The organism is Pseudomonas sp. Root401 (assembly GCF_001425105.1).
Taxonomy (GTDB): domain Bacteria; phylum Pseudomonadota; class Gammaproteobacteria; order Pseudomonadales; family Pseudomonadaceae; genus Aquipseudomonas; species Aquipseudomonas brassicacearum.
The window spans coordinates 94,936-121,282 of sequence record NZ_LMDO01000011.1 but is presented as its reverse complement, the minus strand read 5'-3'; the positions used below and the strand labels follow the sequence as shown (position 1 = coordinate 121,282).

The following is a 26,347-nucleotide window of genomic DNA, read 5'->3' as shown; positions in this document are numbered from 1 at the left end:
GTTTTCTAGGGAAAACGGCCTTTTTTGTGGGCGTTCGAAAAGTACGATCATGGGAGCAAAACTGTGAGGGAGCAAAGCTTGCTCGCGACACAGGCGACTCTATTTCTGCAAGACCGCATCGCTTTCATCGCGGGCAAGCCTTGCTCCCACACAAACCTAAATCCTCGCCATAGATGTGTGTATCAGGCCGACTTGGCCAGGATCAATCCATTCTCGCTCGCCGCTTCCAGGCGGATCGCGACGAATTTCGACGTTGGGGTGTGGCTGCCGTCGCCCGTGCTTTCCAGTGGCACCAGCGGGTTGACTTCAGGGTAATAGGCCGCAGCCTGCCCGGCAGGAATGTCGAATGCCAGCAGGGTAAAGCCCTTGACCCGCCGTTCGCGGCCGTCATCCCAGAGCGAGACGATGTCGGCTTTCTGCCCCGGCTTGAAGCCCAGGCGAATGATGTCTGCTTCGTTGGCAAACAACACGTCACGCTGGCCCTTCACACCGCGATAGCGGTCATCCAGGCCATAGATGGTGGTGTTGTACTGATCGTGGGAACGCATGGACTGCATGATCAGGTCGGGCAATTGGCCGGTGGCCCGGGTGCGTTCATGCACAAGGTCGGTCGGCAACCGGTTGGGCTTGAAGTTGGCGCGACCCGACGGGGTGTTCCAGCGCCGCGAACCGGCGCTGTTGCCCAGGTAGAACCCACCGGGATTCTTCAGCTTTTCGTTGAAGTCCTTGAAGCCGGGTACGGTGTCGGCGATCAGGTCGCGGATGCGACTGTAGTCGGCCACCAGCCAGTTCCAGTCCACCGGACGGCTACCCAGCGTGGCGGCGGCAATGCCGGCGATGATCCACGGTTCGGAGCGCATCTGGTTCGACAGCGGCTGCAGCTGGCCCATGGAGGCATGCACCATGCTGAAGGAGTCTTCCACGGTCACCGCTTGCGCACCTTCGGTTTGCAGGTCGATGTCGGTACGGCCCAGGCACGGCAGGATCAGCGCTTCCTTGCCGTGAGCCAGATGGCTGCGGTTGAGCTTGGTGCTGATCTGCACCGTCAGGTCGCAATTGGCCAAGGCCTGGAACGTTCGATGGCTGTCCGGCGTGGCTTGGGCGAAGTTGCCGCCCAGGGCGATGAACACCTTCGCCTGGCCGTCGGCCATGGCGTGGATCGCCTCGACCACGTTGTGGCCGTTTTCACGCGGTACCTTGAATTGGAAGCGCCGCTCCAGCGAGTCGAGGAACGCCACTGGCGGACGCTCGTTGATGCCCATGGTCCGGTCACCCTGAACGTTGCTGTGGCCGCGTACCGGACACAGGCCTGCGCCTGGCCGGCCGATGTTGCCGCGCAGCATCATCACGTTGGCGATTTCCTGGATGGTCGCCACCGAATGACGGTGCTGGGTGATACCCATCGCCCAGCACATGATCACGTTCTCGCTCTTGGCGTACATGCGCGCCGCTTGCTCGATGTCGACCAGGGTCATGCCCGATTGCTCGACGATCTGTTCCCACGGCGTGTCGTCGACCGCAGCCAGGTAATCCAATACGTTGGTGCTGTGCTCATTGAGGAATGCGTGGTCGAACACTGCGCAAGCGCCGGTGTTCTGCGCTTCGCGCTCCCACTGCAGCAGGAACTTCGCCATGCCGCGCAAGATCGCCATGTCGCCACCCAGGGCCGGGCGGAAATAGGCGGTGTTGGTCGGTTTATTGCCGTTGGTGAGCATTTCGATAGGGTTCTGCGGATGCTGGAAACGCTCCAGGCCACGCTCCTTGAGCGGGTTGATGCAGACCACTTGGGCGCCGCGTTTCACCGCCTCGCGCAGCGGTTCGAGCATCCGCGGATGGTTAGTCCCGGGGTTCTGGCCCCAGACGAAAATCGCGTCGGCGTGCTCGAAATCGTCGAAGGTCACCGTGCCCTTGCCCACGCCCACGCTCTGGGACAGCGCTACGCCGCTGGCCTCGTGGCACATGTTCGAGCAGTCGGGGAAGTTGTTGGTGCCGTAGGCGCGCACGAACAGCTGATATAAGTAGGCCGCTTCGTTGCTGGCCCGGCCCGAGGTGTAGAACTCGGCCTGGTTCGGGCTGGACAACCCTTGCAGGTGCTTGCCGATCAGGTCGAACGCCGCTTCCCAACTGACGGGTTTGTAGCGGTCGGTTTCGGCGTCGTAGCGCATCGGCTCGGTCAGGCGACCCTGGTACTCGAGCCAGTAGTCGCTCTGCTCCAGCAGCGAACTGACGCTGTGCTTGGCGAAAAATGCGCCATCGACGCGGCGCTTGGTGGCTTCCCAGTTCACGGCCTTGGCGCCGTTCTCGCAGAACTTGACCACGCCGCTTTCCGGCGAGTCACCCCAGGCACAGCCTGGGCAGTCAAAACCGCCATTCTGGTTGGTCTTGAGCATCATGCGGATGTTTTTCAGCGCATTGTCGCTGGTCAACCAGGCCTGAGCGACGCTGATCAGCGCACCCCAGCCACCGGCCGGGCCCTTGTAGGGCTTGTAGCGCGGTACGGGTTTCTGGTCGGCTTGTTGATGATTGCTCACGCTTGTTTCTCCATCGCAGGGCTGTAGACCCGCGGCGCACTTTTTTGCGGCAGGTGGATGAGGTTGAGGTTGTGTTGGCGGGCCCACTGCACCGCAAGGCCGGTGGGCGACGACAGGCTGACCAGGGTCTGGATGCCGGCCCGCAGGACTTTCTGGATCAGTTCGAGGCTGCAACGGCTGGTGACGATCGCCACGCCGCCGGCCACCGGGATCTGCTGCCGGATCAACGCGCCGATCAGCTTGTCGAGGGCGTTGTGCCGGCCAATGTCTTCGCGACCCAGCAGCAATTCGCCCTGGGCGTTCATGAACAACGCGGCATGGACTGCGCCGCAGTATTGGCCCAGGGGCTGGAACTGGCTGATACGGTCACGCAGGCCATCGAGCCATTGCGCGGGTGGCAGCGCTGCGCCGGGCAGCACCTTGAGGTTTGGCAATGCCTGTTCCACTGCTTCCACGCCACACAAGCCGCAGCCACTGGTGCCCGTCAATTGCCGGCGTTGCTGCTTGAGGTTCCAGAAGGCACGGTTGGCGATGGTCACCTCGGCATGGTGCGCAGCACCCGTGCCGCTCAGTTGCAGGTCATAGATGTCCGATGCGTCTTCAATGATGCCGCTGCCGAGGCTGAAGCCGACGATGAAGTCTTCAAGGTCGGTAGGGGTGACCAGCATGACCGCCTGGCTGATGCCGTTATAGGCAATCGCCAGCGCCACTTCCTCGGCCAGCGCGGTGCTGTCCGATTGGGAGTGGTCCAGATTGCAGTAGCGATAGCTCTGGCTGGCGGCCGGCGCGGATGTTTCCATCGCTGGCGCTGGACTGACCGGAGGCTTGTCGTTCATAGGCATCACTGAAAGTAGGAATAGTGTTAAGACTAAATGCGGCAATCTGCCACGTCTAATCGCTATTACTGATCTCTCAATAGATGACGTCGATCAAGATGTCGTCGATGATTTCTGGTAGAGGGCAAAACAGGCCTCTGCCAAGGCCGAACGTGGTGCGCCGCGCCGCATGATCAGGCCCAGCGGGACCAACGTCTGCGCGCTTTCGATGGGCTGGATGCGCAAGTCTTCGGTCAGCACATTCAGGCCGCTGTCCAAGGGCATCACCGCGCAACACAGTCCGCCGTGCACAGCTTGTAACAATTGATGCACTGCGTCGGTTTGCAACAGCGGTTGAGGCGTGAGGCCCCGGCTGTGGAAGTTGTGGTCGATGGATTGGCGAAAGTGCATGCCGCTGGTGAGCATGCCCAGGGGCAGCTCGATCAGCGCTTCCCAACTCAGCGGCTGTTCGCCGAAGAAGAAAAAGCGCTGGTCGTAGAGCAGGCCCATGCGGGTGTGGCTGAAGGGCAGGGCTTCGAAGCGTTCGTTGTCCAGGCGTTCCAGGTAGGAAATACCCAGGTCGATACGATTGTTCGCCAACTGTTCGAGGATGCGTTCGGAGCTCAGGGACGACAATTCGAAACGCAGGCTGGGGTGCTCGGCGTGCAAGCGCTGCATCATCGCCAGCGGGTCGAAGTCCGACAACGGCACCACGCCCAGGCGCAGCGTACCCACCAGGTTGCCACGACAGGCCGCCGCTTCGGCCTGCAGCCCGTCATAGGCCGCCAGCACCGTACGCGCCCAGGCCAGTACCCGTTCCCCCGGCGCAGTGAAGCCTTCAAAGCGCTGGCCGCGATTGACCAGCGGCAGGTCGAGTTCTTCTTCAAGACTGCGCAGGCGCATCGACAAGGTTGGCTGGGTGATATGACAGCGTGCGGCGGCCTGGCCGAAGTGACGGGTTTCGTCCAGCGCGATGAGAAATTTCAGCTGCTTGATGTCCATCTTCGCTCCAGGGCGCAGGAAGGTTCGGATTCTAGCGCTTGCGCGTGGCGGGGTCATTGGTCGGTTGGGAACCGGGTTCGTCTCGCCTGGTCTAGTCTTTGCGTCTGGACACTTAAATCAAGGAGCGTGTGCCATGAGTATTTTTAGCTTTGTGAAGGAAGCCGGTGAAAAGCTGATCGACCTGCTGACCCCCGGCAATGCCAATGCCAGCGAACAACTGAAAGCGCATATTGAAAAGGTCGGTCTGGGTAATCCGAATGTCCAGGCGACCATCGACGGCGACAAAGTCATCGTCACTGGTGAAGTAGCGAGCCAGGAAGAAAAGGAAAAGATCCTGTTGGCGGTGGGCAATATCGCCGGTGTCGGCAGTGTCGACGACCAGATTACGGTGACTGGTCCGGTGGCTAAAGAGGCCAAGTTTGTGACAGTCGAAAAAGGTGACACCTTGAGTGCCATTTCCAAGCGTGTTTATGGTGATGCGAATAAGTACCAGAAAATTTTCGAGGCCAACAAACCGATGCTGTCGCACCCGGACAAGATCTATCCGGGACAGGTGTTGCGTATTCCCGAGTAACCTTCAGGCCTGACAGCCAGGATGTTGTTGATCGGGTGCATATCCATTGCTGCGGTAACGGCCACTTAGGGTTCCGCCCTGACGGCGGCTCACTTTTGAAAAGCCCGGAAGCCGGCCCAGTCAAAAGTAAGCAAAACGCTTTTTGCCCCACCACTCGGTGCCTCGCTTAGGCTCGGCATGCCCGAACGCAGGCATTGCTCCGTGGGCCCGCCGCGAAGGGCCATCCATGGCCCAGCGCGGCTATCCCGGCATCCATGCCGGGATGCCCACTCCACAATGCCTGCGCTCGGCCAGCGTGGTTAACGGGGCGCCGAGATCAACGTCCACCGCGAGGCGGCCTAGTAGCCGACCTGACTCTCCCAGTCGTACATCCATCAGATCTGTTTGAGYRGGACCTGTGGGAGCAAAGCTTGCTCGCGAGGCGGCCTGACAGCCGACCTGACTCTCCCAGTCGTACATCCATCAGATCTGTTTGAGYRGGACCTGTGGGAGCAAAGCTTGCTCGCGAGGCGGCCTGACAGCCGGCCTGGTTCTCCCGGTCGTGCACCCATCAGATCTGTTTGAGCAGGACCTGTGGNCAGCCGACCTGACTCTCCCAGTCGTACATCCATCAGATCTGTTTGAGTGGGACCTGTGGGAGCAAAGCTTGCTCGCGAGGCGGCCTGACAGCCGGCCTATTTCTCCGGCCGTGCCCCGATCCAACTGTGGGAGCGAGCCTGCTCGCGATGAGTACGACACGGTTCAAAGCCCGGCAATCAAGTCCCGATAATCCCCCAACGCCTCAAACTCCCCCGTGTCCTTCGGCCCTTTGCGGCTATCCGGCTCGCTCACGGCCAGCAAGTGCGCCACGCCGAAGTCCCGGGCGCTGCGCAGCACCGGCAGGGTGTCGTCGATGAACAGGCTGCGGGCCGGGTCGAAATTCAAGTCGGCTTGCAGCGCATCCCAGAATTGCGGGTTTTCCTTGGGGAAGCCGTAGTCGTGGGAACTGATCAAACGGTCGAAGTAAGGGGCCAGTTCGATGCGCTCCAGCTTCAGGGACAATGAATCGCGGTGGGCGTTGGTGATCATCACCACGCGCTTGCCGGCCCGCTGGATCGCCGCCAGGAATGTATCGGCGTCCGGGCGCAAGGCGATCAGGTGCGCGGTTTCCAACTTCAGTTCGCGCACCGGCAGTTTCAGCTCGGTGCTCCAGAAATCCAGGCAATACCATTGCAACTGGCCGGCGTTGCGCTCGAACAGCGGCTGCAACTCCATCTCGGCCATCGCCCGGCTCACGCCATGCAGTTCGGCGTAGCGCTGGGGCAGGTGTTCGAGCCAGAAATGGTTGTCGTAATGCAGGTCCAGCAGGGTGCCGTCCATGTCCAGCAGAACCGTATCGATCTCATGCCAGGGCAGCAAGGCCATAAAACTTCTCCAGCGGTAATCGGATATCCGACACAAACAATCAGAATAGGCCGGGTATAGTAGCCCGCTATCGCCCAGGGAGCCGTTTATGCGCCAGAAACCCACCATACTCGATCGCCAGATCGTCGCTACCAGCCGCCTGTTTTGCGTGGAAGAACTGAAATTGCGGTTTTCCAACGGTGTGGAGCGCACCTATGAACGTCTGGCGAGCAAGGGCGCAGGTTATGGCGCGGTGATGATCGTGGCGATGCTCGATGCCGACCACGCGGTGTTGGTGGAAGAGTATTGCGGTGGCACCGACGCTTATGAACTGTCCCTGCCCAAGGGCTTGATCGAGCCTGGTGAAGATGTGCTGGCGGCGGCCGAACGGGAGCTCAAGGAAGAGGCCGGTTTCGGAGCGCGTCAATTGGAACACCTGACCGAACTGTCGCTGTCCCCCGGCTACATGAGCCAGAAGATCCAGGTGGTGCTGGCGACCGATCTGTATGAAGAACGGCTGGAGGGTGACGAGCCCGAGCCGATGCGCGTGGACAAGGTCAACCTGCGTGAGCTGTCGGCCCTGGCACAGAACCCGCAGTTCACGGAGGGCCGGGCCTTGGCGGCGCTGTACCTGGCCCGTGACCTGCTGACCCAGCGTGGAGCGTTCCTGTCATGACTTTCCCTCATCCGTTGATGGCCCCTGTAGTCGAACTGGCGCTCCAGGCCGGTGAAGCGATCCTGCCGTTCTGGCGCGCCAACGTGCAGGTCAACCACAAGGCCGACGAGTCGCCGGTGACCGCCGCAGACATGGCCGCTCATGATGTGATCGTGGCCGGGCTGATGGCGCTGGCCCCGGATATTCCGATCCTCTCCGAAGAAGACGCCGATATTGCCCAAAGCGTGCGCGCCGGTTGGCATCGCTGGTGGCTGGTAGACCCGCTGGATGGCACCAAGGAATTCATTTCCGGCAGCGAGGAGTTCACCGTCAACATCGCGTTGGTGGAGCAGGGCCGTGTGGTGTTCGGCGTGGTGTCGATGCCCACCAATGGGCGCTTCTACGTTGGCGGTGCAGGGCTGGGCGCCTGGCGTGGCGACAAGGGCGGCGTGCCTTTGCCTATCGCGGTTCGTGACGTCCTGGCCCCGGGTGAAGCTTTTACCGTGGTCGCCAGCCGTCGGCACACCAGCCCGGAGCAGGAACGCCTGCTGGATGGCTTGAGCGCAAGCCTGGGCGAGCTGCAGCTGACCAGTATCGGCAGTTCGTTGAAGTTTTGCCTGGTGGCCGAAGGCGCGGCGGATTGTTATCCACGGCTGGCACCGACCTCCCAGTGGGACACCGCCGCCGCCCAGGGTGTATTGGAAGGTGCGGGTGGCGAGGTGTTGGACTTGAGCGGCGAACCGTTCTGTTATCCACCGCGTGAGTCGCTGTTAAATACGTCGTTCCTGGCGTTGCCGGCGAAAGCGGCGTGGCGTGGAAAATTGCTGGAGCTTGCTCGCTCTTAAGCCTGGCTCGATCCTTTGTGGCGAGGGAATTGTGGGAGCAAGGCTTGCTCGCGATGGATGCGCCTCGGTCCCTGAAAGACCGCAGCGCATCCATCGCGGGCAAGCCTTGCTCCCACACAGCGATGCCTCGCCACAAGTTTTTTAGCGGTGCAACACGTACTGCCCCTCAAACTGCACCGCCGGGTCCTCGCTGCCGGTATTCATCACCCGCGTCTGCAACGCCAGCCGTGCCCGTCCGTAACGCCGGTAGGTGGCCAGGAAGCGCTTCCAGACCTTTTCCTCGGGCGCTTCGCAGACGACGGTCGCATCGCGGGTCACCGGCAGCGGATAACTGATCTGCCCTTCCTGAATCACGATATGCCCGTCTTCGATGCCTTCCTCGCGCAGGGCCAGGTGCAGCCAGCCCCAGCCGCCGAGCACCGCGCCGCAATACAGGCTGCCACCGAACATGGTGCTCTTGTGGTTGACGTTGGCCGCAAGCGGCAAGGACAGGCGCAGTTGCCGGGCCTGCCAGTCGAGCACCTTGAGGCCCATGTCCCGGGTCAAGGGGATGTCGTGGTGCAGGATCGATTCCAGGTAACGACTGTCACGGTTCATTGCGGGGCCTTTTGCTTGAACGGGAAATGACGATAACTCAATCGGACTCATCGGCCGAGCCGTGGCTGCTGTCGCCGAAGTTCAGCCCATGCTTGCGTAACTTGTCGTGCAAGGTCTTGCGTGGAATGCCCAAGGCTTCGGCCAGGCTGCGCACCGAGCTGTGGGGGCGGGCCAGTTCGGCGGCGATCAGGGTTTTCTCGAAGTTTTCCACCTGCTCGCTCAAGCCGCCACTGACCACTTCCACCGGTGCGCCGGGGCTGCCGTCGGGCACGCTGTTGTCCAGGGCCAGTTCCAGGCCCAGGGCAAAACGTTCGGCGGCGTTCTGCAGTTCCCGCACATTGCCCGGCCAACTATGGCGCAGCAGCAGCGCCCGTTGTGCCGGTTGCAATTCATGGGGCGGCAGGCCGTGGCGAGCGCTGGCTTCGTCGGCAAAATACTGGAACAGCGTCAGCGCATCCTCCCCCCGTTCACGCAACGGCGGTATGCGCAGCGGCGCGACGTTCAGGCGGTAATACAGGTCGGCGCGAAAACGTCCCTGGTCGGCGGCCTGGCGCAGGTCTTCCTTGGTCGCGGCGATCACGCGGATATCCAGCGGGATCTGTTGATTGCCCCCCAGCCGCTCCACCACGCGCTCCTGCAGCAGGCGCAGCAGCTTGACCTGGACATCCAGGCTCATGCTTTCAATTTCATCCAGGAACAGCGTACCGCCGTTGGCGAATTCGAATTTGCCGATGCGGCGTTTCTGCGCGCCGGTAAAAGCGCCGGGTTCGTGGCCGAACAGCTCGCTTTCCACCACCGACTCGGCCAGGGCCCCGGCGTTGATCGCCACGAAGGGGCCGTTACGCCGGCCTGAAAGATCATGCAACGCACGGGCGACTACTTCCTTGCCGGCACCGGTTTCGCCGAGGATCAGCACGTCGGCGCGGGTGGCGGCCAGTGCACCGATCTGCTCGCGCAGGCGCAACATGGGTGTCGATTGGCCGACCAGGCGGGCGCTGAGTTCATGGCGATCGCTCAGGGCCAGGCGCAGGCTGCGGTTGTCCAGCACCAGTCGGCGCAAGGCCAGGGCCCGGCGTACGCTGTCGAGCAGATGATCGCTGGCGAAAGGTTTTTCCAGGAAGTCATAGGCTCCGGCGCGCATTGCCTGCACGGCCAACGGCACGTCGCCGTGGCCGGTGATCAGCAGCACCGGCAGTTCCGAGTCCTGGGCGTGGAGTTCGCCCAGCAGTTCGAGGCCATCCATGCCCGGCATGCGAATATCGCTGACCACCACGCCCGGCCAGTCACGGGGCAGTTGCCCGGCTACACCCTTGGCTTCGGCCAGGGGCAGGATTTTCAGGCCGGCCAGGTCGAGGGTCTGGCTCAGGGCCTGACGTAAATGGGGATCGTCGTCGATCAGCACCACCTCAATCCGGTTGTCGATGGTCATACACTTCGGTCCTCGGACGGTTGCAGGCTCACCCCGGGGGCGCCGGCGCGCAGCTTCAGGGTAATCAGGGCGCCGCCTTCCTTGTGGTTGGCGAACGACAGTTCGCCGCCAAAGGCGCGCATCAGGGTGTCGCAGATCGCCAGCCCCAGGCCAAGGCCCTGGGTGCGGGTCTTGGTGGTGTAGAAGGGTTCGCCGGCGCGGCCCAGGGCTTCCATGCAAAACCCCGGACCGTTATCGCGGATGTACAGGTTGACGCCGGTTTCGGTGGCCTGGGCACTGAGCCAGAGTTTGCGGGGTGGGCCTTTCTCGGTGAGCGCATCGAGGGCGTTGGCCAGCAGGTTGCCGAGTACCTGGCGCAAGCGGGTTTCGCCGGCCTCGACCCACAGCGTGGCGGCCGGCAAATCGCGGATCAGCTCCACTTCCATGCTGCGCCGGCGTTTGGCGAGCAGCGCCAGGGCATCGTCCAGCGCCGGTTGCAGGGCGACGCTTTCCGGTGCGTGTCGGTCGCGGCGGGCGAAGGCGCGCAGGTGGGCGATGATCGAGGCCATGCGCCCGGTCAGTTCGCTGATCAGCTTGAGGTTGCCCCGGGCGTCTTCGGTGCGTTGGTGGTCGAGCAAAATCTCGGCGTTTTCCGCGTAGCTGCGAATCGCTGCCAGCGGTTGGTTGAGTTCGTGGCTGATGCTCGCCGACATGGTGCCCAGGGCCGACAGCTTGCCGGCCTGTACCAGGTCATCCTGGGCGCGGACCAACTCCTGCTGAGCCTGTTCGCGCTCCAGCACTTCCTGCTTCAGCCGTCGGTTCAGTCCTTCCAGGTCACTGGTGCGCTCGGCCACCCGGCCTTCCAATTCGTGACGGGCCTTGGCTTCGAAGGCGATTCGATCCAGGTAATGGCGCCTGCGTTGCATCATCAACCCGAGCAACAACATCAAGACCAGCAACGCCGCGCCACCGATGGCGACCACGGTGCGCACCGGACGATCAATCAGCGTGCGCGGGGCGAGAATGCTCACGCTCCAGCCGGTTTCCTCGATGGACTGGGTCTGGGTCAGCCAGGCGTTGGCGTCCAGGTTCAGCGGCTTGGGGTCGCGGGTTGGATACGGCTGTACCGCGCTGATGGCCTCGCGCTCGGCGTCACTCAAGGGTCGGGTCGCGCGAAAGCGCCACTCTTGTCGCGACGTGAGGATGACCACGCCGTTGTGGTCAGTCACCAGCAATTGTTCGGGAGTCTTGCCCCACAGGCTTTCGGTGTGGTCGAGGTCGACCTTGACCACCAGCACGCCGATGACTTTTTCGCGGTCGCGCACGGCGGCGGCAAAGAAATAACCGCGTTTGGCCGATGTCGTGCCCAGGCCGAAGAAGCGGCCCAGGCGCCCGGCCATGGCTTCGATGAAGTACGGCCGGAAGGCGAAATTGCGTCCGACGAAACTGTCGTGTTTGTCCCAGTTCGACGCGGCCAGGGTCTTGCCGGAAGGGTCCATCAGGTACATGACTTCGGCGCCGGTCTGGGCGCTGATGTTTTTCAGCAGCCGGTTGGCATTGCCTTGGGTCACGCCATCGTCCGGCGCCGACAAGGCGGCGCGCAAGGCCGGCAGCTCGCCGAGAATCTGTGGCAGCACCTCATAACGGTGCAGCGTGCCCAGCAGGTTGGCGACGTAGAGGTCCAGGGTCTGGCGGTTCTGACCGGCCAACTCGCTGCGGTAATAACGTTCGGCCAGGTGCTCCAACGGCCACAGCAACGGCGCCAGGCACAGCGCGAGCAAGGCCAGGCTGCGCCAGCGGGGTCTGCGGGGAAGGGTGGAATTCATGAGCCTCGGACGCCTGTGGTGACAGGCGTATTATGCCTAGTTGCCTTGCAAATACTATTTGTAAGGCAGTACTAGGTTTGTCCGCCAAGGCACTGCTGCAACGCGCTTCGCCAGTCCGGTTGGCTCACGCCCCACTCCTTGAGCAGGCGCGTGCAATCCAGGCGCGAGTTAAGTGGCCGCGGGGCTGGAGTCGGATAGGCGCTGGATTCAATGGGCTCAAGCAGCGCACACGGTTTGTGTCGATCGAGCAGGTTTTCGCCAATGGCCTGGGCGAAACCGAACCAGGACGTCTCGCCCCGGGCTGTCAGATGATAGGTGCCCCAGGCGCCGGGTCGGCCGGCCTGCCAGCGCTCGATCAGTTGCGCGGTGCTGTCGGCAATGGTGCCGGCCCAGGTCGGTGCGCCGACCTGGTCGGCGACCACCCGCAGCTGCGGTTTTTCCTGCAACAGGCGCTGCATGGTCAACAGGAAGTTGCGGCCCTCGGTGGAGTACACCCAACTGGTGCGCAGAATAAGGTGCTGGCCGCCCGCCTGGCGGATGGCATTCTCGCCGGCCAGTTTGCTGCGTCCGTAGACACTCAGCGGGTTGGGCGTGTCGTCTTCGGTGTAGGGGGCCGGCTTGAGGCCATCGAAGACGTAGTCGGTGGAGTAATGAATCAGCGGGACGCCCAGCGCAACCGCAGCCTGGGCCAGGATGCCCGGTGCCGTGGCATTGATGGCGAACGCCCGCTCCGGTTCACTTTCGGCCTGGTCGACGGCCGTGTGGGCGGCGGCATTGATGATCAGGCCGGGCTTGAGGGTTTCGATGGGCGCGCGCAGGGAGTCCGGTTGTGCGAGATCGAGCTGGTCGCTGCCGCGTACGATCAACTCGCCCAGGCCGCTCAGGCGCGATTGGAGCGCCCGGGAAACCTGGCCATTCTGGCCGATGATCAGGATGCGCAAGGGAGCACTCATGGGAACAGGTCGGCCTCGTGCAGGGTCTTGCCATTCTGGTCCTTGGCCGAGAGAATCGGCGCGCCTTCGAACTCCCAATCGATGGCCAACTGCGGGTCGTCCCAGCGAATGCAGCGTTCGGCCGAGGGGGCGTAGTAATCAGTGGTCTTGTAGAGGAAGTCTGCTGATTCGCTCAGTACGACGAAACCGTGGGCAAAACCTGGCGGGACCCACATCTGCCGGTGGTTCTGCGCCGACAGGCGTACGCTGGCCCATTGGCCGAAGGTCGGCGAGCCGCGGCGGATGTCCACCGCGACATCCAGCACTTCCCCCGCCGTGACGCGCACGAGTTTTCCCTGGGCCTGTTCGATCTGATAGTGCAGGCCCCGCAGCACGCCCCTGGTGGAGCGAGAATGGTTGTCCTGGACGAACTGCAGAGTGCAGCCAGTCGCTTCGGCAAACGCCCGGGCATTGAAGCTTTCGTAGAAAAACCCCCGGTCGTCGCCAAAGACTTTCGGTTCGATGACCAGGACGTCTGGCAAGCGAGTGGCGATGACCTTCATCGTGTTTCTCCGGCGATGTTAAACAAGTACTGGCCGTAGCCGGTCTTGCCAAAATACTGGGCGCGCTCAAGGACGTGCTCGCGGCTGACCCAGCCTTGCTGGTAGGCAATTTCTTCCAGGCATGCCACTTTCAGGCCTTGGCGATGTTCGATGGTCTGCACGTATTGCGAGGCTTCCAGCAGGCTGTCGTGGGTGCCGGTGTCCAGCCAGGCGAAACCACGACCGAAGCGCTCGACGTGCAGGTCGCCGCGTTGCAGGTAGGCATTGTTGACGTCGGTGATTTCCAGTTCGCCGCGCTTGGACGGCTTGATGGCCTTGGCGATCTTGATCACGTCGTTGTCGTAGAAATACAGGCCGGTCACCGCGTAACTGGATTTGGGCGCGGTGGGTTTCTCTTCGATGGATATCGCCCGTCCTTCTGTATCGAAGTCGATCACGCCAAAACGCTCAGGGTCCTTGACCCAATAGCCGAACACTGTCGCGCCACTCTGCCGGTTGACGGCGGTCTGCAATTGTTCGCCAAAATGCTGGCCGTGGAAAATGTTGTCGCCCAGGATCAGGCACACCGAGTCGCTGCCAATGAATTGCTCGCCGATCAGGAACGCCTGGGCCAGGCCATCGGGCGACGGCTGCTCGGCGTAGCTGAACTGCACGCCAAACTGTTGGCCGTCGCCCAGCAGGTTGCGGTATTGCGGCAGGTCCTGCGGGGTGGAAATCACCAGGATGTCCTTGATGCCGGCGAGCATCAGCACCGAGATCGGGTAATAGATCATCGGCTTGTCATAAACCGGCAATAGCTGCTTGGAAACGCCGAGGGTAATCGGGTGCAAGCGTGTGCCGGAACCGCCGGCCAGAATAATGCCTTTCATTACGCAGTCGCATCCTTGTTGTCGAGCGAGCCCAGGCGCTCGCCCTGATAGCTGCCGTCCTGGACGCGTTGGCACCACAGCAGGTTTTCGAGGTACCACTGCACGGTCTTGCGCAGCCCGGTCTCGAAGGTTTCTTGAGGCGTCCAGCCCAGTTCCCGTTCGATCTTGCTGGCGTCGATGGCATAGCGCAGGTCGTGGCCTGGGCGATCCTGGACGAAGCTGATCAGGTCGGCATAGTGCTCGACCCCTTCGGGTTTGCGTGGCGCCAGTTCTTCGAGCAATGCGCAGATACTGCGCACCACGTCGATGTTTTTCTGCTCGTTGTGGCCGCCGATGTTGTAAGTCTCGCCGACCGCGCCTTCTGTAACGACCTTGAGCAGTGCACGGGCATGGTCTTCGACGAACAGCCAGTCGCGCACTTGCTGGCCGTTGCCGTAGACCGGCAATGGCTTACCGGCCAGTGCGTTGAGAATCACCAGTGGGATGAGCTTCTCGGGGAAGTGAAACGGCCCGTAGTTGTTCGAGCAGTTGGTCAACAGCACGGGCAAGCCATAGGTGCGTTGCCAGGCGCGGACCAGGTGGTCGGACGCCGCCTTGCTCGCCGAATACGGTGAGCTTGGGGCGTAGGCGGTGGTTTCGGTGAACAGGTCATCCACACCGTGCAGGTCGCCATACACTTCGTCGGTGGAAATGTGGTGGAAGCGAAACGCGCGCTTCTGCGGCTCGGGCAGGGTCTGCCAATAGGCTCGAGTGGCTTCCAGCAGGCTGTAGGTGCCCACGATATTGGTCTGGATGAAGTCCGCCGGGCCATCAATGGAGCGGTCTACATGGGACTCGGCCGCCAAATGCATGATGGCGTCAGGCTTGAATCGCGCCAGCACTGCACTGACGGTTGGCTGATCGACGATATCGGCCTGGACGAATTCGTAGCGGCTGTCGTGATCGATGCTGCTCAGTGATTCGAGATTGCCGGCATAGGTCAGCTTATCGAGGTTCAGGACCTGGTGTCCGGTATCAAGAATCAAGTGCCGTATGAGGGCCGAGCCGATGAAGCCAGCACCGCCAGTGATGAGAATGCGCATCCAGTAAGCCTTTTGGACCAGAGAGTAGAGCGATAAGAGCATAGCTTGTAGGCATGGCGAAGGCGGCGCAAGTGGGATATCGGCGCGTCGACAGGCGACCGGCGCAAGAATGAACCTGTGCGTTGGGATAAATCCCCTCGCCGCATGCGCAATACCAGAATGAGTATGTAAGAGGGGTTGCTTATCCCACGACTCAGTGGCGAGATAGTCATCCGATCAAAACCACCTCAGGGGTCGTTGTATGCCACTCACTACGTTGGTTCACCGTGCCAGTTTGCCAAGCCCACAGATCAGCGCCGAGCAGGCGTTGGTGCTGTTGCGCTTGAATTACGGACTCAGCGGTGACCTGCGACCCCTTGGCAGCAACCAGGACCTCAACTACCGCGTCGACAGCGAGCGCGGGCGCTTTGTGTTGAAAATTTGCCACGGCGACTACGCTGTCCAGGAATTCCAGGCCCAACACGCTGCCCTCAAGCAGTTGGCCGGGCACGGCGCGGTGAAGGTGCCGCGGGTGATTACCGCCAGCAACGGCCAGGACCTGCTGACATTGGATGTCGACGGGCAAGCGGTTCACATGCGACTGCTGGAGTACATCGACGGCCAGTCCCTCACGCAGCTCAAACACCTGCCGCCTGAGTTGGTGACCGGCCTGGGCCGCCTGTGCGCGGAAATGGACCTGGCCCTGGCGACATTCGACCACCCAGGCCTGGAGCGCACCCTGCAATGGGACGCGCGCCACGCCCCCGCCCTGGTCGATCACCTGTTGCCGGTCATCGACGACGATCAACGGCGCCAACTGATCGCCGAGGTTGCGCAACAGGCCGAGCGGCGCTTGCAGCCGCTCAAGGCCAGCCTGCCGGTGCAGGCGATCCACATGGACATCACTGATGACAACGTGGTCTGGCAGCGCGATGCCCAGCGCCAATGGCAATTGCAGGGCGTCATCGATTTCGGCGACCTGATCCGCACCTGGCGCATCACTGACTTGTCGGTGACGTGCGCGGCCCTGCTGCACCACGCCGACGGCGACCCGTTCTTCATCTTGCCGGCGATCAAGGCCTACCAGGCGATCAACCCCTTGCAACGCGAAGAACTGTTGGCGCTGTGGCCTCTGATCGTGGCGCGCGCCGCGGTACTGGTGCTCAGCGGTGAGCAGCAGGTTTCCATCGACCCGGACAACCAGTACAGCCGCGACAACCTGGCCCATGAGTGGGAGATTTTCCGGGTCGCCCACTCGGTGCCCTTCGAGTTGATGGAAGCGGCGATTCTCACCGCCGTCGGTCACAGCCTGCCGCCCATCGCCAGCGAAGGCTTTGCGCCGCTGTTGCCGACTCTGGTGGGGCGTGAGTTCGCACTGATTGACCTGGGTGTACTGAGCCCGCATTTCGAGGCCGGCAATTGGGAGCAGCCGGGGATCGACCAACGCCTGCTGAGTGAGGCCGCGGGCGTTCATGGCCAGGCCGCCAGCCGCTACGGGCAGTACCGGTTATCCCGCACTCGGCCGGACAGCGCCCTCGACCCCGATACTTATCCACTGCACGTGGAGTTGAGCGTTCCTCGGGGGACGCCGCTCGAATCCCCGTTCGCTGGGGTCGTGCACAAGACGGCCGACGGCCTGTTGCAGCTGGACAGCGCGCAGTTGAGCGTGCGGCTGTGGGGCGTGACGTCGCCGCTGCATTCCGGCGCGGCACTGGTCAAGGGGCAGGTGCTGGGCGAAGTGACGGGGCCGTTGCGGGTTCAGTTGTGCCGTGGCGCCCAAGTGAATCCACCGCTGTTCTGCACGCCCTCCAGGGCACTGGCCTGGCAGGCGCTATGCCCTTCGCCGGCGGTGCTGCTGGGGCTGGCTTGCGATGCCGAGCCGGAGATCGATCCCGAGGTGCTGCTGGCCCGTCGCGATGCGAGCTTTGCCCGTTCGCAGAAGCACTATTACGTCGATCCGCCGCGTATCGAGCGCGGCTGGCGCAATCACCTGATCGACATGCAGGGCCGCTCCTACCTGGACATGCTCAACAATGTCGCGGTGCTGGGCCACGGCCATCCACGCATGGCGGCAGTGGCTGCCCGGCAATGGTCGCTGCTCAATACCAACTCGCGTTTTCACTACGCGGCGATCGCCGAGTTTTCCGAACGCCTGCTGGCGTTGGCGCCGTCCAACATGGACCGGGTGTTCCTGGTCAACAGCGGCACCGAGGCCAACGACCTGGCGATCCGCCTGGCCTGGGCCTACAGCGGCGGGAGGGACATGCTCAGCGTATTGGAGGCCTACCACGGCTGGTCGGTGGCGGCCGATGCGGTCTCGACGTCCATCGCCGACAACCCCCAGGCCCTGAGCAGCCGTCCGGACTGGGTGCATCCGGTGACCGCACCGAACACCTATCGCGGCGAATTCCGTGGCCCCGACACTGCGCCGGACTACGTGCGCAGCGTCGAACACAACCTGGCGAAAATCGCTGAAAACAAGCGCCAGCTCGCCGGTTTCATCTGCGAACCGGTATACGGCAACGCCGGTGGGATCGCGCTGCCGCCCGGTTACCTGAAGCAGGTCTATGCGATGGTGCGCGAGCGCGGTGGGGTCTGCATCGCCGACGAAGTACAGGTCGGTTACGGGCGCATGGGCGAGTTTTTCTGGGGCTTCGAAGAGCAAGGCGTGGTGCCGGACATTATCACCATGGCCAAGGGCATGGGCAACGGCCAGCCGCTGGGTGCGGTCATTACCCGCCGGGAGATCGCCGAGGCACTGGAAGCCGAGGGGTATTTCTTTTCGTCGGCCGGAGGCAGTCCGGTCAGTTGCCAGATCGGCATGGCGGTGCTGGATGTCATGGAAGAAGAAAATCTCTGGGAAAACGCCCTGGTGGTGGGCGGGCACTTCAAGGCGCGGCTGGAGGCCTTGATCGACCGCTATCCATTGGTCGGCGCGGTGCATGGCTCCGGGTTCTACCTGGGCGTGGAACTGATCCGCGACCGCGACACGTTGGAGCCAGCCACTGAAGAAACCACGGCGCTGTGCAACCGTCTGCGAACGTTGGGGATTTTCATGCAGCCGACCGGCGATTACCTGAACATCCTCAAGATCAAACCGCCGATGGTCACCACGCGCCAGAGCGTGGATTTCTTCGTCGATATGCTGGTGAAGGTCTTGGACGAGGGGCTGTAACTAATCTGGAACGCCAAGCTGTTTCCCTGTGGTAGCGAGCTTGCTCGCGATGGACGGTGCCCAAGCCAATATTGATTTGGCTGACTCGCCGCTATCGCGAGCAAGCTCGCTCCCACAGGGTTTGGCACAAATCTTATAAAATCGATTTTTGTCGGTTTTTTCCGCTATTTTTTGATGGCGCTAAGTTTTTCTGGCTTTATTAGTCGATATTTATCGTTTATAAAGTTGCCACTGCCCATCGCCAGGAGATGACCCATGACAACGTTGCACAGCACTCCCCGCGCGGATGGTTTCCACATGCCTGCCGAGTGGGCGATCCAGACCCAGGTCTGGATGATCTGGCCCGAGCGCCCGGACAACTGGCGCCTGGGCGGCAAGCCCGCGCAGGCCGCCCACGTAGCCGTCGCCAAGGCCATCGCCCGTTTTGAACCGGTGACCGTGGCGGTGTCTGCGGCCCAGTACGAAAATGCCCGGGCGCGTCTCGACGTGCCGAATATCCGCCTGGTGGAAATGTCCAGCGACGACGCCTGGGTTCGCGACACAGGGCCGACGTTCGTCATCAATGACAGCGGCGAAGTGCGCGGTGTCGATTGGGATTTCAACGCCTGGGGCGGTTTCGACGGTGGCCTGTATGCGCCGTGGAACCGTGATGCGCAAGTGGCCGGCAAGATCCTCGAGATCGAGCGCAGCCCGCGTTATCGCACCGAAGGTTTTGTGCTCGAGGGCGGCTCGATCCACGTGGATGGTGAAGGCACCCTGATCACCACCGAAGAGTGCCTGCTCAACCGCAATCGCAACCCGCACTTGAGCCGCGAAGAGATCGAGGCGGTGCTCAGCGCGCAGTTGGCGGTGGACAAGATCATCTGGCTGCCGGACGGTCTGTTCAATGACGAAACCGACGGCCATGTGGATAATTTCTGCTGCTACGTGCGGCCAGGTGAAGTGCTGCTTGCCTGGACCGACGACCCGCAAGACCCGAACTACACCCGCTGCCACGCGGCGATGAACGTGCTGCAAAACAGCACTGACGCCAAGGGACGCCCGTTCACAGTGCACAAAATGCCGATTCCGGGGCCGTTGTACGCCACCGAGCAAGAGTGTGCCGGCGTCGATGCGGTGGAAGGTTCCCAGGAGCGTAACCCGTCGGTACGGCTGGCCGGTTCCTATGTGAATTTCCTGATCGTCAACGGCGGCATCATCGCGCCAAGCTTTGACGATCCGCTGGACGCACCGGCCAGGGATATCCTGCAGAACCTGTTCCCGCAGCACGAAGTGGTCATGGTGCCAGGACGCGAACTGTTACTCGGGGGCGGCAATATCCATTGCCTTACTCAACAGCAACCTGCACCGCGCGCAAAATGAGTGGCGATGTAACAGCTGGGTGATATCGACCGCGTCGGCTCTAAGTCGGCGGTTTTGGATCCATCATGGCAAGCCCGCGGCCCGATTGGGTCGTGGGCTTTTTTGTGTCTGTTTATAGTTATCGTGGATACGTTGGCATAGCTCTTGTATCAGCGTCCCAGCAGTTTCGAGGAGCGGAACTGCGTTGTTTTGTCATAAACCTTGGATAAATTGGCCGCTCATCAACCAGGAGAGGGCGCTGGAATGAATATGACAAGCGAGCGCACATGCCATCCCTTGGCCGTTAATGGTGAGTCGCTTCAAGCCTTGGCGCAGTGGTTGAAGTCCAACGGAACGCGTCAGATCAGAGAACCTGATCCGCGCCGGATGATCGTTGAGCGTTACCCCGCTGGCCTGTTCAGCGAAGCGGAGCTGGAAGCGTTGTGGGATGTGATGCAAGGATAGAATTCGACGGATTGATAAAAAGCGCTGGCCGGGATGGCAGCGCTTTTTTTGTGTCCGCGGGCTTTCGAATTCACACAAATCCCTGTGGGAGCGAGCTTGCTCGCGATAGCGGTGGATCAACAATACTGCTGTTGACTGACACACTGCCATCGCGAGCAAGCTCGCTCCCACAGGGGGGAAAATTCAGTGGGCATTCGACCGATCCGCGAAATAGATTGAAAGCCATTCCAGCGTTTTTCCGCAGCCCTGCCGAGGCTACCCTGCTGTCATCGAATCCTGACGGCTAGCGGAGTTCTCATGGCCACTCTTCATTATATCTACGACCCGCTGTGCGGCTGGTGCTACGGCGCCAAGCCGCTGGTGCAGGCTGCCCGGACCGTTTTGCCGGTCACTGCCCATGGCGGCGGCATGATGACCGGTGCCAATCGCCAGCAGGTCTCGCCGCAGTTGCGCAATTACGTGATGCCCCACGACCGGCGCATCGCCGAATATTCCGGGCAGCCGTTTGGCGAGGCCTATTTCGAAGGTTTGCTGCGTGACCACAGCGCCGTGTTCGATTCGGCGCCGCCGACTGCTGCCATCCTCGCTGCCGAACAGCTCGGCGGCCACGGCCTGGAATTGCTCGGGCGCCTGCAAACCGCGCACTACGTCGAGGGCCGGCGCATCGCTGACGAGGCCGTCCTGCTGGAGCTCGCTCAATCCATCGGCCTGCCAGCCCAGGCGTTCCTGGCGGCGTTGCGCGCGGTTGACGTGCTGGGGCATATCAAGGCCAGTCGTACCTTGCTGGCCCGGGTTGGCGGCCAGGGTTTCCCGACCTTTGCCCTGGAGCAGGACGGCCAGTTCACGCTGATCGACATCGGCCCCTGGCTCGGCAAACCCGAGGCATTTACCCAATGGCTGACTCAAGCCTTGCCGGAGCAGGCTTCTACGCCATCGGCGGCCTGCGGTCTGGATGGTTGTTCGTTTTGATAGATTCTTAGATGTTTTTCGCCTAATTACAGACGATTCACGAAATTGACACACCGTTGAGGGCGAGACTAGGATTCGTCCTACGCCTGTGGCTAACAGCCATGACTCTTAAATAATAAAAAGGCCCGACACGATCACTCGTGGGCGGGCCTTTTCATTATTTTCAGGAGCAAGAGTCCGAAAAAGAGCGCAAAAAGCGCCATTTCGGTTGCCCGCCGCAGTGCGTATCAACCCGTACAAGGAAAATAATCATGTTGAACAAGCGCATTAGTTTGATCGCACTGGGGATCTTGAGCACGACACACGCCATGGCCAACGACCAGGCTGAGTCCAAAGGGTTCGTTGAAGACAGCAGCTTGAAAGTGCTGTTGCGCAACGCTTATATCAACCGCGATTACAAAGATGGCAACGAAGACAAGGCTGAATGGGGCCAAGCGGCCATCGGTACCTTTTCGTCCGGTTTCACCCAGGGCACCGTGGGTGTAGGTGTGGATGCGTTCGGTCTGTACGCGCTGCGTCTGGACGGCGGTAAAGGCCGCAGCGGTGCGGGCGGCATCGACTTCTTCAAGCAAGGCGACAGCGGCAACGCGGCCGATGATCTGTCCAAGTTCGGGGCAGCGGTCAAGTTCCGCGTCTCCAACACCGTGCTGGCCTACGGTGACCAGATGCCGGCCCTGCCGGTGCTCAGCTATGACAACTCGCGCCTGCTGCCGGAAAGCTACACCGGCACGCTGATCACCTCCAAGGAGATCAAGGGCCTGGAACTCAATGCCGGCCGTTTCACCGCCGAATCGCGCAAGAGCGCTGAAGGCCGCGACAGCGGTGGCCTGAAGTCGATCAACGTCTTGGGCGGCAGCTATCAGTTCACCGAGCAGTTCAAGGCCTCGCTCTACGCCTCGGATGTCGAGGACGTATTGAAGAAGCAATACGTGAACGCCAACTATGTGTTCCCGCTGGCCAAGGATCAGTCCCTGACCCTGGATTTCAACGGCTATCGCACCAAGCTGGACAACAGCTACGTTCGTGAAAACAACGTCACCGGCGATGACAACAAGATCTGGAGCCTGGCTGCCACCTTCGCCACCGGCCCGCACAGCTTCACGCTCGCCCACCAGCGCAGCACCGGCGACAGCAACCTGGGTTATGCCTACGGTGGCTATCAGCGCGAGCAGAATCGGGTGGGTGATGGTGGTAACACGATCTACCTGGCCAACTCCTACTGGTCCGACTTCAACGCTGAAGACGAACGCAGCTGGCAGTTGGGCTATGGCCTGGACTTCACCACCTTCGGCGTACCGGGCCTGACCTATAACGTCGCTTATGTGCGTGGCGACAACATCACCACCTCTACCAGCGAAGGCGGTACCGAGCGCGAGATCTTCAACCAGTTCAAGTACGTGGTCCAGAGCGGCCCGGCCAAGGACTTGAGCGTAAGGTTGCGCAGTTCCGTGCTGCGAGTGTCGCAGAAGTCCAGCGAGTACAACGTCAGCGGCAATGAGCTGCGGGTGTTCGTGGATTACCCGATCAACGTCTTCTGATGCCTGATCGCGTTGTAAGTGGATAAAACCGTGGCGAGGGGGCTTGCTCCCGCTGGCCGTAGGAGCTGCCGAAGGCTGCGATCTTTTGATCTTTCGCTTGAGACTCATTCGCTTGAGACTCAAGTGTCTGGGGAAAGATCGCAGCCTCGTTGCACTCGACAGCTCCTACAGAGCCCAGCGGGAGCAAGCGTCCTCGCCACAACTGATTCATGCCTGCCTGAAGTGAATAGCGTTGCGGCCTCAGACTCGGGTGCTTTTTGGCTTTTAGCGCAAGAAATACCGCTGGAACCGCCTGTTTGCCCGAGCAAAAGTCGTACTAATGCAGCTTTACCCGCCGTTTCAAGCGCCGCTTGAAATGCCTCAAATACTTTCTCATGGACGTAAATCCTGCACCTACTAGATTAGGCCGCTCAATGCAGCGGAGACCTATGAAAAATGATCGTTCTGAACAGGGAAGTGGGCGAAGCGCTAAGACGTGACAAATACGTCAACGTTCGCGGTGGGGACTTCAACCTCTACGGTCATTTCGGCGATTTTGTCCGGCTGACCAAAAGCTGGGAAAACATGGAGCCCGACAGTTACTACGGCCAGGCCGAGTCAGGCATGCGTTTTCGCCGCTACAGCGACTTCGAATACAACCCTACGACCCGTGAGCTCACGCAGCTCGAACACCGGGCCTACATTCAGTCCAAGGCCAACAACAGCTATGTCGGTGGACTGGAGCGGCACTTCCAGGACTTCTCCAACGAAGTGATCAATTCGCCGGTGATGCGCAGCCTGATCGACACGGACTTCGAGGTTTACAAGAACGTCCTGCCGCAGGAACTGCACGATGAAATCTGGCAGTGCCAGATCCATCAGATTCGCATCGAGATCAAGCCGGGCAAACAACTGGAAATCACCCCCGAAGGGATTCACTGCGACGGCTATCCGTTTAGCGGCGTGCACTTCTGGGGCCGTCAGAATGTGACGGGTGCGGAAAGCCGCTTGTACAGCGCCCAGGAAGAACAGCTGGCGGCGACGACCTACGAGGACATCCTCGACACCACGTTCTTCCTGGATCGTGACATGCGCCATTACGTGACCCCGGCGCGCAACACCCATAGCCATGACATGGCGTACCGGCAGATCCTGGCCATCTCCTTCTCGCGGCCCGGGACCGCTTTCGACATTGTTCGCTGAACGGCTCGAGCCCATGGACGATCCGACGCAGCAGGTCCTGTTGCGCCGGACCATGGTCCGTGACGCCGAGCGACTGGAGCGGTTTTTTCGCGGTTTCGACGAAGTGTCGTTCTGCGAATGGCAGGACGCCCGATTCTTGCGCGGTGTGTTGTTGCAGGAAACCACCACCGCCTACCTGGCCATCGATGCGAACGGTGAAGTGGTGGGCGCGGTGATCGGCGGCATGCTCGGTACCCGTGGCACCATCAATCACTTGGCGGTCAGCCCGCAGCATCGCACCAAAGGCCTGGGCCAGCGCCTGGTCGAAGCCGCATCGGCTGACATGAAACGGGTCGGCGTGCTGCGCATGTTCCTTTTCGTCGACGATGCTAATCTGGCCGGCAAGCGCTTCTGGGCGGCCCAGGGCTTCTGTGAGCCCCGGGGTGAAATCACCTTCGAGAGGGATTTATGAACAAGACTTCCAGCCAGCCGCTGGCGGTCGAACCACAAGCCTCGCGTACCTTTGCTGAAGCCAGTCCGGTGGTAGCGGGTTATTTCACGGTTTCGTTTGTGTTCGGTCTGATGGCGGTCAACGCCGGGTTGCCCCTGTGGTTGCCGGTGGCGATGTGCCTGTTCGTTTACGCGGGCGCTTCGCAATTCGCCGCGCTGGCGTTGATTTCCAGCGGCGCGTCGCTGACCACCATCGTGCTCACCACGTTCCTGATCAATGCCCGGCACATGCTGATGTCGGTCTACATGGCCAAGGCCCTGCGTGCGCTGGGGCTCAGCCGTTTCGAGCGCTGGTGCTACGCGGCGGGGCTGACGGATGAGTCGTTCGCGTTCCACAGCGTCAAGCTCGGCAGCGGGGCGCCGGTGAGCGTGCGCTACCTGGTCGGCTTCAACCTGTTCTGCCACACGTCCTGGGTACTGGGTGGCTTGCTGGGCGCCGTGTGCGCGCAATACGCGGCGCACCTCATCAAATACCAGCTCGACTATGCCCTGACCGCGATGATGCTCTATGTGCTGGTTTCGTTGTGCAACACTCGCAACAAACTGATCGCGGCCCTGGCGGCTGTCGTCTGCATGGGCGGGCTGAGCCTGCTGGGCAGCTCGCCGTTCAATGTCTTCATTGCCACGTTCGTTGGCTGCGGGGTGGGCGTATGCCTGACCAAACGTTCCTGATTTTGGTCGTGGTCCTGATGATGGCCGTGACCTTCCTGCCACGCGCCCTGCCGCTGCAGATCAATACCGAACACTGGCCGCCTTTCGTCGCCCGTGCCCTGGAATACCTGCCAGTGGCGATCGTCGCTGCCATCAGCCTGACCCCCTTGCTGATCAAGGATCAGCAGATACAACTTGATCGCCCTGAATTCTATGCCGCGATACCGACGCTGTTATGTGCGTATTTCAGCCGCAACCTGTTTCTCAGTGTGGCGGTGGGCACGGCGGCGTACATCGCGCTCGGTTCGTTCCTGTAGCGTCAGGTCCACCACATCGTGCAGCGCCTGGCCGGACAGCTCCGAATTGTTCACCGCCAGGCGGACCTCAAGGAAGTCTTCGAAGTCCGGGAAAATCGCCAGGCCGTTGCGCAACGCCGCTTCCCGGGACACCAGCCCCAGGCCATCGAGCTGCGTGATCAACGACAGCGTCAGCGTTTCACTGCAGGAATACACCATGCGCTGGCTCGACCCATATTCGCCCAGGCCTGCATCGAGAAAGCGCAGGAAACTGTGGGAATACGGACATTCTTCTGCCGGACGCACCTGAAACTTGTCACCGAGCAGGCCAAGGGAATCGTCTGCGTCGCCACAATGGGCGCCGACCACCCGCACCTGCACATCCGGCATGGTGATGCTGGTAAAACCGCCCTGCGGCTGCCCGATCAGGATCGCCAGGTCGAAATCTTCGTTCCTGAGCTTGCTCAGGTTCTCCATCGACTCGGCATAGCTGAATTCCAGCTGATACTGGGGGAACACAGCGATCAACCGGTCGATCATTCGCCGGTTGAACTCCGCCGGCAGGGTGGTATTGAGCGCCACTCTGAGGGTGCGCTGTCGCGGGGTCTTGAGCGCCGCGACTTTCTCCTCCAACTGCCGGGTGGCAACCAGCACCTGATCCATGAAGGGGGTCAGTTCCGAGCCTTGGCTCGTCAACGTCAGGCCCTTGTTCGAACGCCGGAACAACCGGAAACCGAACTGTTCCTCGACCTTGTTCAACTGCGCCGCCAACGCCTGCACCGTGAGGCACGAATGCTCGGCCGCTGCCGACAACGAGCCGGTCTGCACGATACGCATGAGGTTGCGTAGGGTTCTGCTATCCATGAGGTAATGCCCTCTGCTTAAGTGGGCTCGCTATTGTTGTGCACCTGGTCCGAGCCAGGCAGTGCATGCTGGCTATCATCATGCACCTTGCCACGGTTGTCGCGATTTTGTGCCGAAAAGCGCCGGGAGGCGATGGTTGGAGCTTATGCGGGATTTGGGGAATTTGCCCAGTCGGTGCTGGCCGGGATCAGTTAGCAGGGTCATAGGTGGACTGCCTTGCGAAAAATCCTGCGTGAGTCTCGGAACACTCCCAACATCATGGCTGATCGCTCTGATATTCGTCCTTGGACACTCAGGTTGAAATACGCCACATCGC

At 61.5% G+C, this 26,347-nt stretch carries 24 protein-coding genes; 12 read left to right on the top strand and 12 right to left on the bottom strand.

Translation table 11 applies throughout. The features are described from left to right. Positions 1 to 182: 182 nt before the first annotated feature. The 3 genes from ASC85_RS09950 to ASC85_RS09940 all read right to left on the bottom strand — a co-directional run bounded on the left by ASC85_RS09950 (position 183) and on the right by ASC85_RS09940 (position 4,348). The gene (locus ASC85_RS09950; RefSeq protein ID WP_057449197.1) at positions 183 to 2,531 is read right to left on the bottom strand and encodes an FdhF/YdeP family oxidoreductase; all 2,349 of its coding nucleotides are present in this window, start codon (positions 2,529 to 2,531) and stop codon (positions 183 to 185) included. Further along, positions 2,528 to 3,367 carry a formate dehydrogenase accessory sulfurtransferase FdhD gene (fdhD, locus tag ASC85_RS09945; RefSeq protein ID WP_057449196.1) on the bottom strand — a complete coding sequence of 280 codons (840 nt, stop codon included), beginning with the start codon at positions 3,365 to 3,367 and terminating at the stop codon, positions 2,528 to 2,530. Before fdhD ends, ASC85_RS09950 begins: the two co-directional genes overlap by 4 nt. Positions 3,368 to 3,460: 93 nt before the next feature. Then, complete coding sequence (locus ASC85_RS09940; RefSeq protein ID WP_003196722.1) at positions 3,461 to 4,348, bottom strand: LysR family transcriptional regulator; 888 nt, start codon at positions 4,346 to 4,348, stop codon at positions 3,461 to 3,463. A gap of 133 nt (positions 4,349 to 4,481) precedes the next feature. Between ASC85_RS09940 and lysM the strand changes: the two genes are divergently transcribed. After that, positions 4,482 to 4,922, top strand: a complete 441-nt coding sequence (gene lysM, locus ASC85_RS09935; protein ID WP_014336051.1) for a peptidoglycan-binding protein LysM — start codon at positions 4,482 to 4,484, stop codon at positions 4,920 to 4,922. Positions 4,923 to 5,663: 741 nt separating this feature from the next. Here lysM and yrfG read toward each other — a convergent pair. Continuing rightward, complete coding sequence (yrfG, locus tag ASC85_RS09930) at positions 5,664 to 6,326, bottom strand: GMP/IMP nucleotidase (RefSeq protein ID WP_046064054.1); 663 nt, start codon at positions 6,324 to 6,326, stop codon at positions 5,664 to 5,666. Between the two features lie 88 nt (positions 6,327 to 6,414). On the opposite strand from yrfG, the gene nudE reads away from it, so the two are divergent. After that, the gene (gene nudE, locus ASC85_RS09925) at positions 6,415 to 6,981 is read left to right on the top strand and encodes an ADP compounds hydrolase NudE (RefSeq protein ID WP_003196729.1); all 567 of its coding nucleotides are present in this window, start codon (positions 6,415 to 6,417) and stop codon (positions 6,979 to 6,981) included. Beyond that, positions 6,978 to 7,805, top strand: coding sequence for a 3'(2'),5'-bisphosphate nucleotidase CysQ (gene cysQ, locus ASC85_RS09920; protein WP_057449195.1), 828 nt, complete (start codon positions 6,978 to 6,980; stop codon positions 7,803 to 7,805). The genes nudE and cysQ overlap by 4 nt, the downstream gene beginning before the upstream one ends. Before the next feature lie 141 nt (positions 7,806 to 7,946). On the opposite strand, the gene ASC85_RS09915 is transcribed toward cysQ, so the two are convergent. The 7 genes from ASC85_RS09915 to rfbB form a co-directional block, all read right to left on the bottom strand. Next, a complete protein-coding gene (locus ASC85_RS09915) occupies positions 7,947 to 8,402 on the bottom strand; it encodes a YiiD C-terminal domain-containing protein (RefSeq protein WP_057449194.1) in 456 nt (151 codons plus the stop codon). A gap of 37 nt (positions 8,403 to 8,439) precedes the next feature. After that, positions 8,440 to 9,831 carry a sigma-54-dependent transcriptional regulator gene (locus tag ASC85_RS09910; RefSeq protein WP_057449193.1) on the bottom strand — a complete coding sequence of 464 codons (1,392 nt, stop codon included), beginning with the start codon at positions 9,829 to 9,831 and terminating at the stop codon, positions 8,440 to 8,442. Then, a complete protein-coding gene (locus ASC85_RS09905; RefSeq protein WP_057449192.1) occupies positions 9,828 to 11,636 on the bottom strand; it encodes a sensor histidine kinase in 1,809 nt (602 codons plus the stop codon). The genes ASC85_RS09910 and ASC85_RS09905 overlap by 4 nt, the downstream gene beginning before the upstream one ends. 71 nt (positions 11,637 to 11,707) lie before the next feature. After that, complete coding sequence (rfbD, locus tag ASC85_RS09900; protein ID WP_057449191.1) at positions 11,708 to 12,589, bottom strand: dTDP-4-dehydrorhamnose reductase; 882 nt, start codon at positions 12,587 to 12,589, stop codon at positions 11,708 to 11,710. Further along, a complete protein-coding gene (gene rfbC / locus ASC85_RS09895) occupies positions 12,586 to 13,131 on the bottom strand; it encodes a dTDP-4-dehydrorhamnose 3,5-epimerase (RefSeq protein ID WP_057449190.1) in 546 nt (181 codons plus the stop codon). The genes rfbD and rfbC overlap by 4 nt, the downstream gene beginning before the upstream one ends. Continuing rightward, positions 13,128 to 14,000 (bottom strand): glucose-1-phosphate thymidylyltransferase RfbA, encoded by an 873-nt coding sequence (gene rfbA / locus ASC85_RS09890; protein WP_003196744.1) that lies wholly within the window; start codon positions 13,998 to 14,000, stop codon positions 13,128 to 13,130. The genes rfbC and rfbA overlap by 4 nt, the downstream gene beginning before the upstream one ends. Further along, positions 14,000 to 15,082, bottom strand: coding sequence for a dTDP-glucose 4,6-dehydratase (rfbB, locus tag ASC85_RS09885; RefSeq protein WP_057449189.1), 1,083 nt, complete (start codon positions 15,080 to 15,082; stop codon positions 14,000 to 14,002). Before rfbB ends, rfbA begins: the two co-directional genes overlap by 1 nt. 241 nt (positions 15,083 to 15,323) lie before the next feature. Here rfbB and ASC85_RS09880 point away from each other — a divergent pair, with 241 nt between their 5' ends. The 9 genes from ASC85_RS09880 to ASC85_RS09840 all read left to right on the top strand — a co-directional run bounded on the left by ASC85_RS09880 (position 15,324) and on the right by ASC85_RS09840 (position 25,188). Beyond that, the gene (locus tag ASC85_RS09880; RefSeq protein WP_057449188.1) at positions 15,324 to 18,236 is read left to right on the top strand and encodes an aminotransferase; all 2,913 of its coding nucleotides are present in this window, start codon (positions 15,324 to 15,326) and stop codon (positions 18,234 to 18,236) included. 255 nt (positions 18,237 to 18,491) lie between these two features. Further along, positions 18,492 to 19,598, top strand: coding sequence for an agmatine deiminase (gene aguA, locus ASC85_RS09875; protein WP_057449187.1), 1,107 nt, complete (start codon positions 18,492 to 18,494; stop codon positions 19,596 to 19,598). Positions 19,599 to 19,841: 243 nt separating this feature from the next. Continuing rightward, positions 19,842 to 20,042 carry a hypothetical protein gene (locus tag ASC85_RS09870; protein ID WP_057449186.1) on the top strand — a complete coding sequence of 67 codons (201 nt, stop codon included), beginning with the start codon at positions 19,842 to 19,844 and terminating at the stop codon, positions 20,040 to 20,042. A gap of 297 nt (positions 20,043 to 20,339) precedes the next feature. Beyond that, complete coding sequence (locus tag ASC85_RS09865; RefSeq protein WP_057449185.1) at positions 20,340 to 21,011, top strand: DsbA family protein; 672 nt, start codon at positions 20,340 to 20,342, stop codon at positions 21,009 to 21,011. 251 nt (positions 21,012 to 21,262) lie between these two features. Beyond that, on the top strand, positions 21,263 to 22,549 hold the full coding sequence (locus tag ASC85_RS09860; protein WP_003196762.1) for an OprD family porin: 1,287 nt from the start codon (positions 21,263 to 21,265) through the stop codon (positions 22,547 to 22,549). Positions 22,550 to 22,984: 435 nt separating this feature from the next. Then, entirely contained in the window at positions 22,985 to 23,731 is a 747-nt protein-coding gene (locus ASC85_RS09855; protein WP_057449184.1) for a 2OG-Fe dioxygenase family protein, read from the top strand. 13 nt (positions 23,732 to 23,744) lie between these two features. Continuing rightward, positions 23,745 to 24,182, top strand: coding sequence for a GNAT family N-acetyltransferase (locus ASC85_RS09850; protein ID WP_177343167.1), 438 nt, complete (start codon positions 23,745 to 23,747; stop codon positions 24,180 to 24,182). Beyond that, on the top strand, positions 24,179 to 24,892 hold the full coding sequence (locus tag ASC85_RS09845; RefSeq protein ID WP_003196767.1) for an AzlC family ABC transporter permease: 714 nt from the start codon (positions 24,179 to 24,181) through the stop codon (positions 24,890 to 24,892). Before ASC85_RS09850 ends, ASC85_RS09845 begins: the two co-directional genes overlap by 4 nt. After that, the gene (locus tag ASC85_RS09840) at positions 24,871 to 25,188 is read left to right on the top strand and encodes an AzlD domain-containing protein (protein ID WP_041475660.1); all 318 of its coding nucleotides are present in this window, start codon (positions 24,871 to 24,873) and stop codon (positions 25,186 to 25,188) included. Before ASC85_RS09845 ends, ASC85_RS09840 begins: the two co-directional genes overlap by 22 nt. On the opposite strand, the gene ASC85_RS09835 is transcribed toward ASC85_RS09840, so the two are convergent. Then, a complete protein-coding gene (locus ASC85_RS09835; RefSeq protein WP_057449183.1) occupies positions 25,105 to 26,031 on the bottom strand; it encodes a LysR family transcriptional regulator in 927 nt (308 codons plus the stop codon). The two genes, ASC85_RS09840 and ASC85_RS09835, sit on opposite strands and share 84 nt — an antisense overlap. Positions 26,032 to 26,347: the final 316 nt, after the last annotated feature.

Bases quoted from the DNA above. Each gene is read 5' to 3' on its own strand.
- fdhD (WP_057449196.1), bottom strand. From the start codon at position 3,367: ATGAACGACAAGCCTCCGGTCAGTCCAGCGCCAGCGATGGAAACATCC.
- ASC85_RS09940 (WP_003196722.1), bottom strand. From the start codon at position 4,348: ATGGACATCAAGCAGCTGAAATTTCTCATCGCGCTGGACGAAACCCGT.
- lysM (WP_014336051.1), top strand. From the start codon at position 4,482: ATGAGTATTTTTAGCTTTGTGAAGGAAGCCGGTGAAAAGCTGATCGAC.
- yrfG (WP_046064054.1), bottom strand. From the start codon at position 6,326: ATGGCCTTGCTGCCCTGGCATGAGATCGATACGGTTCTGCTGGACATG.
- nudE (WP_003196729.1), top strand. From the start codon at position 6,415: ATGCGCCAGAAACCCACCATACTCGATCGCCAGATCGTCGCTACCAGC.
- cysQ (WP_057449195.1), top strand. From the start codon at position 6,978: ATGACTTTCCCTCATCCGTTGATGGCCCCTGTAGTCGAACTGGCGCTC.
- ASC85_RS09915 (WP_057449194.1), bottom strand. From the start codon at position 8,402: ATGAACCGTGACAGTCGTTACCTGGAATCGATCCTGCACCACGACATC.
- ASC85_RS09910 (WP_057449193.1), bottom strand. From the start codon at position 9,831: ATGACCATCGACAACCGGATTGAGGTGGTGCTGATCGACGACGATCCC.
- ASC85_RS09905 (WP_057449192.1), bottom strand. From the start codon at position 11,636: ATGAATTCCACCCTTCCCCGCAGACCCCGCTGGCGCAGCCTGGCCTTG.
- rfbD (WP_057449191.1), bottom strand. From the start codon at position 12,589: ATGAGTGCTCCCTTGCGCATCCTGATCATCGGCCAGAATGGCCAGGTT.
- rfbC (WP_057449190.1), bottom strand. From the start codon at position 13,131: ATGAAGGTCATCGCCACTCGCTTGCCAGACGTCCTGGTCATCGAACCG.
- rfbA (WP_003196744.1), bottom strand. From the start codon at position 14,000: ATGAAAGGCATTATTCTGGCCGGCGGTTCCGGCACACGCTTGCACCCG.
- rfbB (WP_057449189.1), bottom strand. From the start codon at position 15,082: ATGCGCATTCTCATCACTGGCGGTGCTGGCTTCATCGGCTCGGCCCTC.
- ASC85_RS09880 (WP_057449188.1), top strand. From the start codon at position 15,324: ATGCCACTCACTACGTTGGTTCACCGTGCCAGTTTGCCAAGCCCACAG.
- aguA (WP_057449187.1), top strand. From the start codon at position 18,492: ATGACAACGTTGCACAGCACTCCCCGCGCGGATGGTTTCCACATGCCT.
- ASC85_RS09870 (WP_057449186.1), top strand. From the start codon at position 19,842: ATGAATATGACAAGCGAGCGCACATGCCATCCCTTGGCCGTTAATGGT.
- ASC85_RS09865 (WP_057449185.1), top strand. From the start codon at position 20,340: ATGGCCACTCTTCATTATATCTACGACCCGCTGTGCGGCTGGTGCTAC.
- ASC85_RS09860 (WP_003196762.1), top strand. From the start codon at position 21,263: ATGTTGAACAAGCGCATTAGTTTGATCGCACTGGGGATCTTGAGCACG.
- ASC85_RS09855 (WP_057449184.1), top strand. From the start codon at position 22,985: ATGATCGTTCTGAACAGGGAAGTGGGCGAAGCGCTAAGACGTGACAAA.
- ASC85_RS09850 (WP_177343167.1), top strand. From the start codon at position 23,745: ATGGACGATCCGACGCAGCAGGTCCTGTTGCGCCGGACCATGGTCCGT.
- ASC85_RS09845 (WP_003196767.1), top strand. From the start codon at position 24,179: ATGAACAAGACTTCCAGCCAGCCGCTGGCGGTCGAACCACAAGCCTCG.
- ASC85_RS09840 (WP_041475660.1), top strand. From the start codon at position 24,871: ATGCCTGACCAAACGTTCCTGATTTTGGTCGTGGTCCTGATGATGGCC.
- ASC85_RS09835 (WP_057449183.1), bottom strand. From the start codon at position 26,031: ATGGATAGCAGAACCCTACGCAACCTCATGCGTATCGTGCAGACCGGC.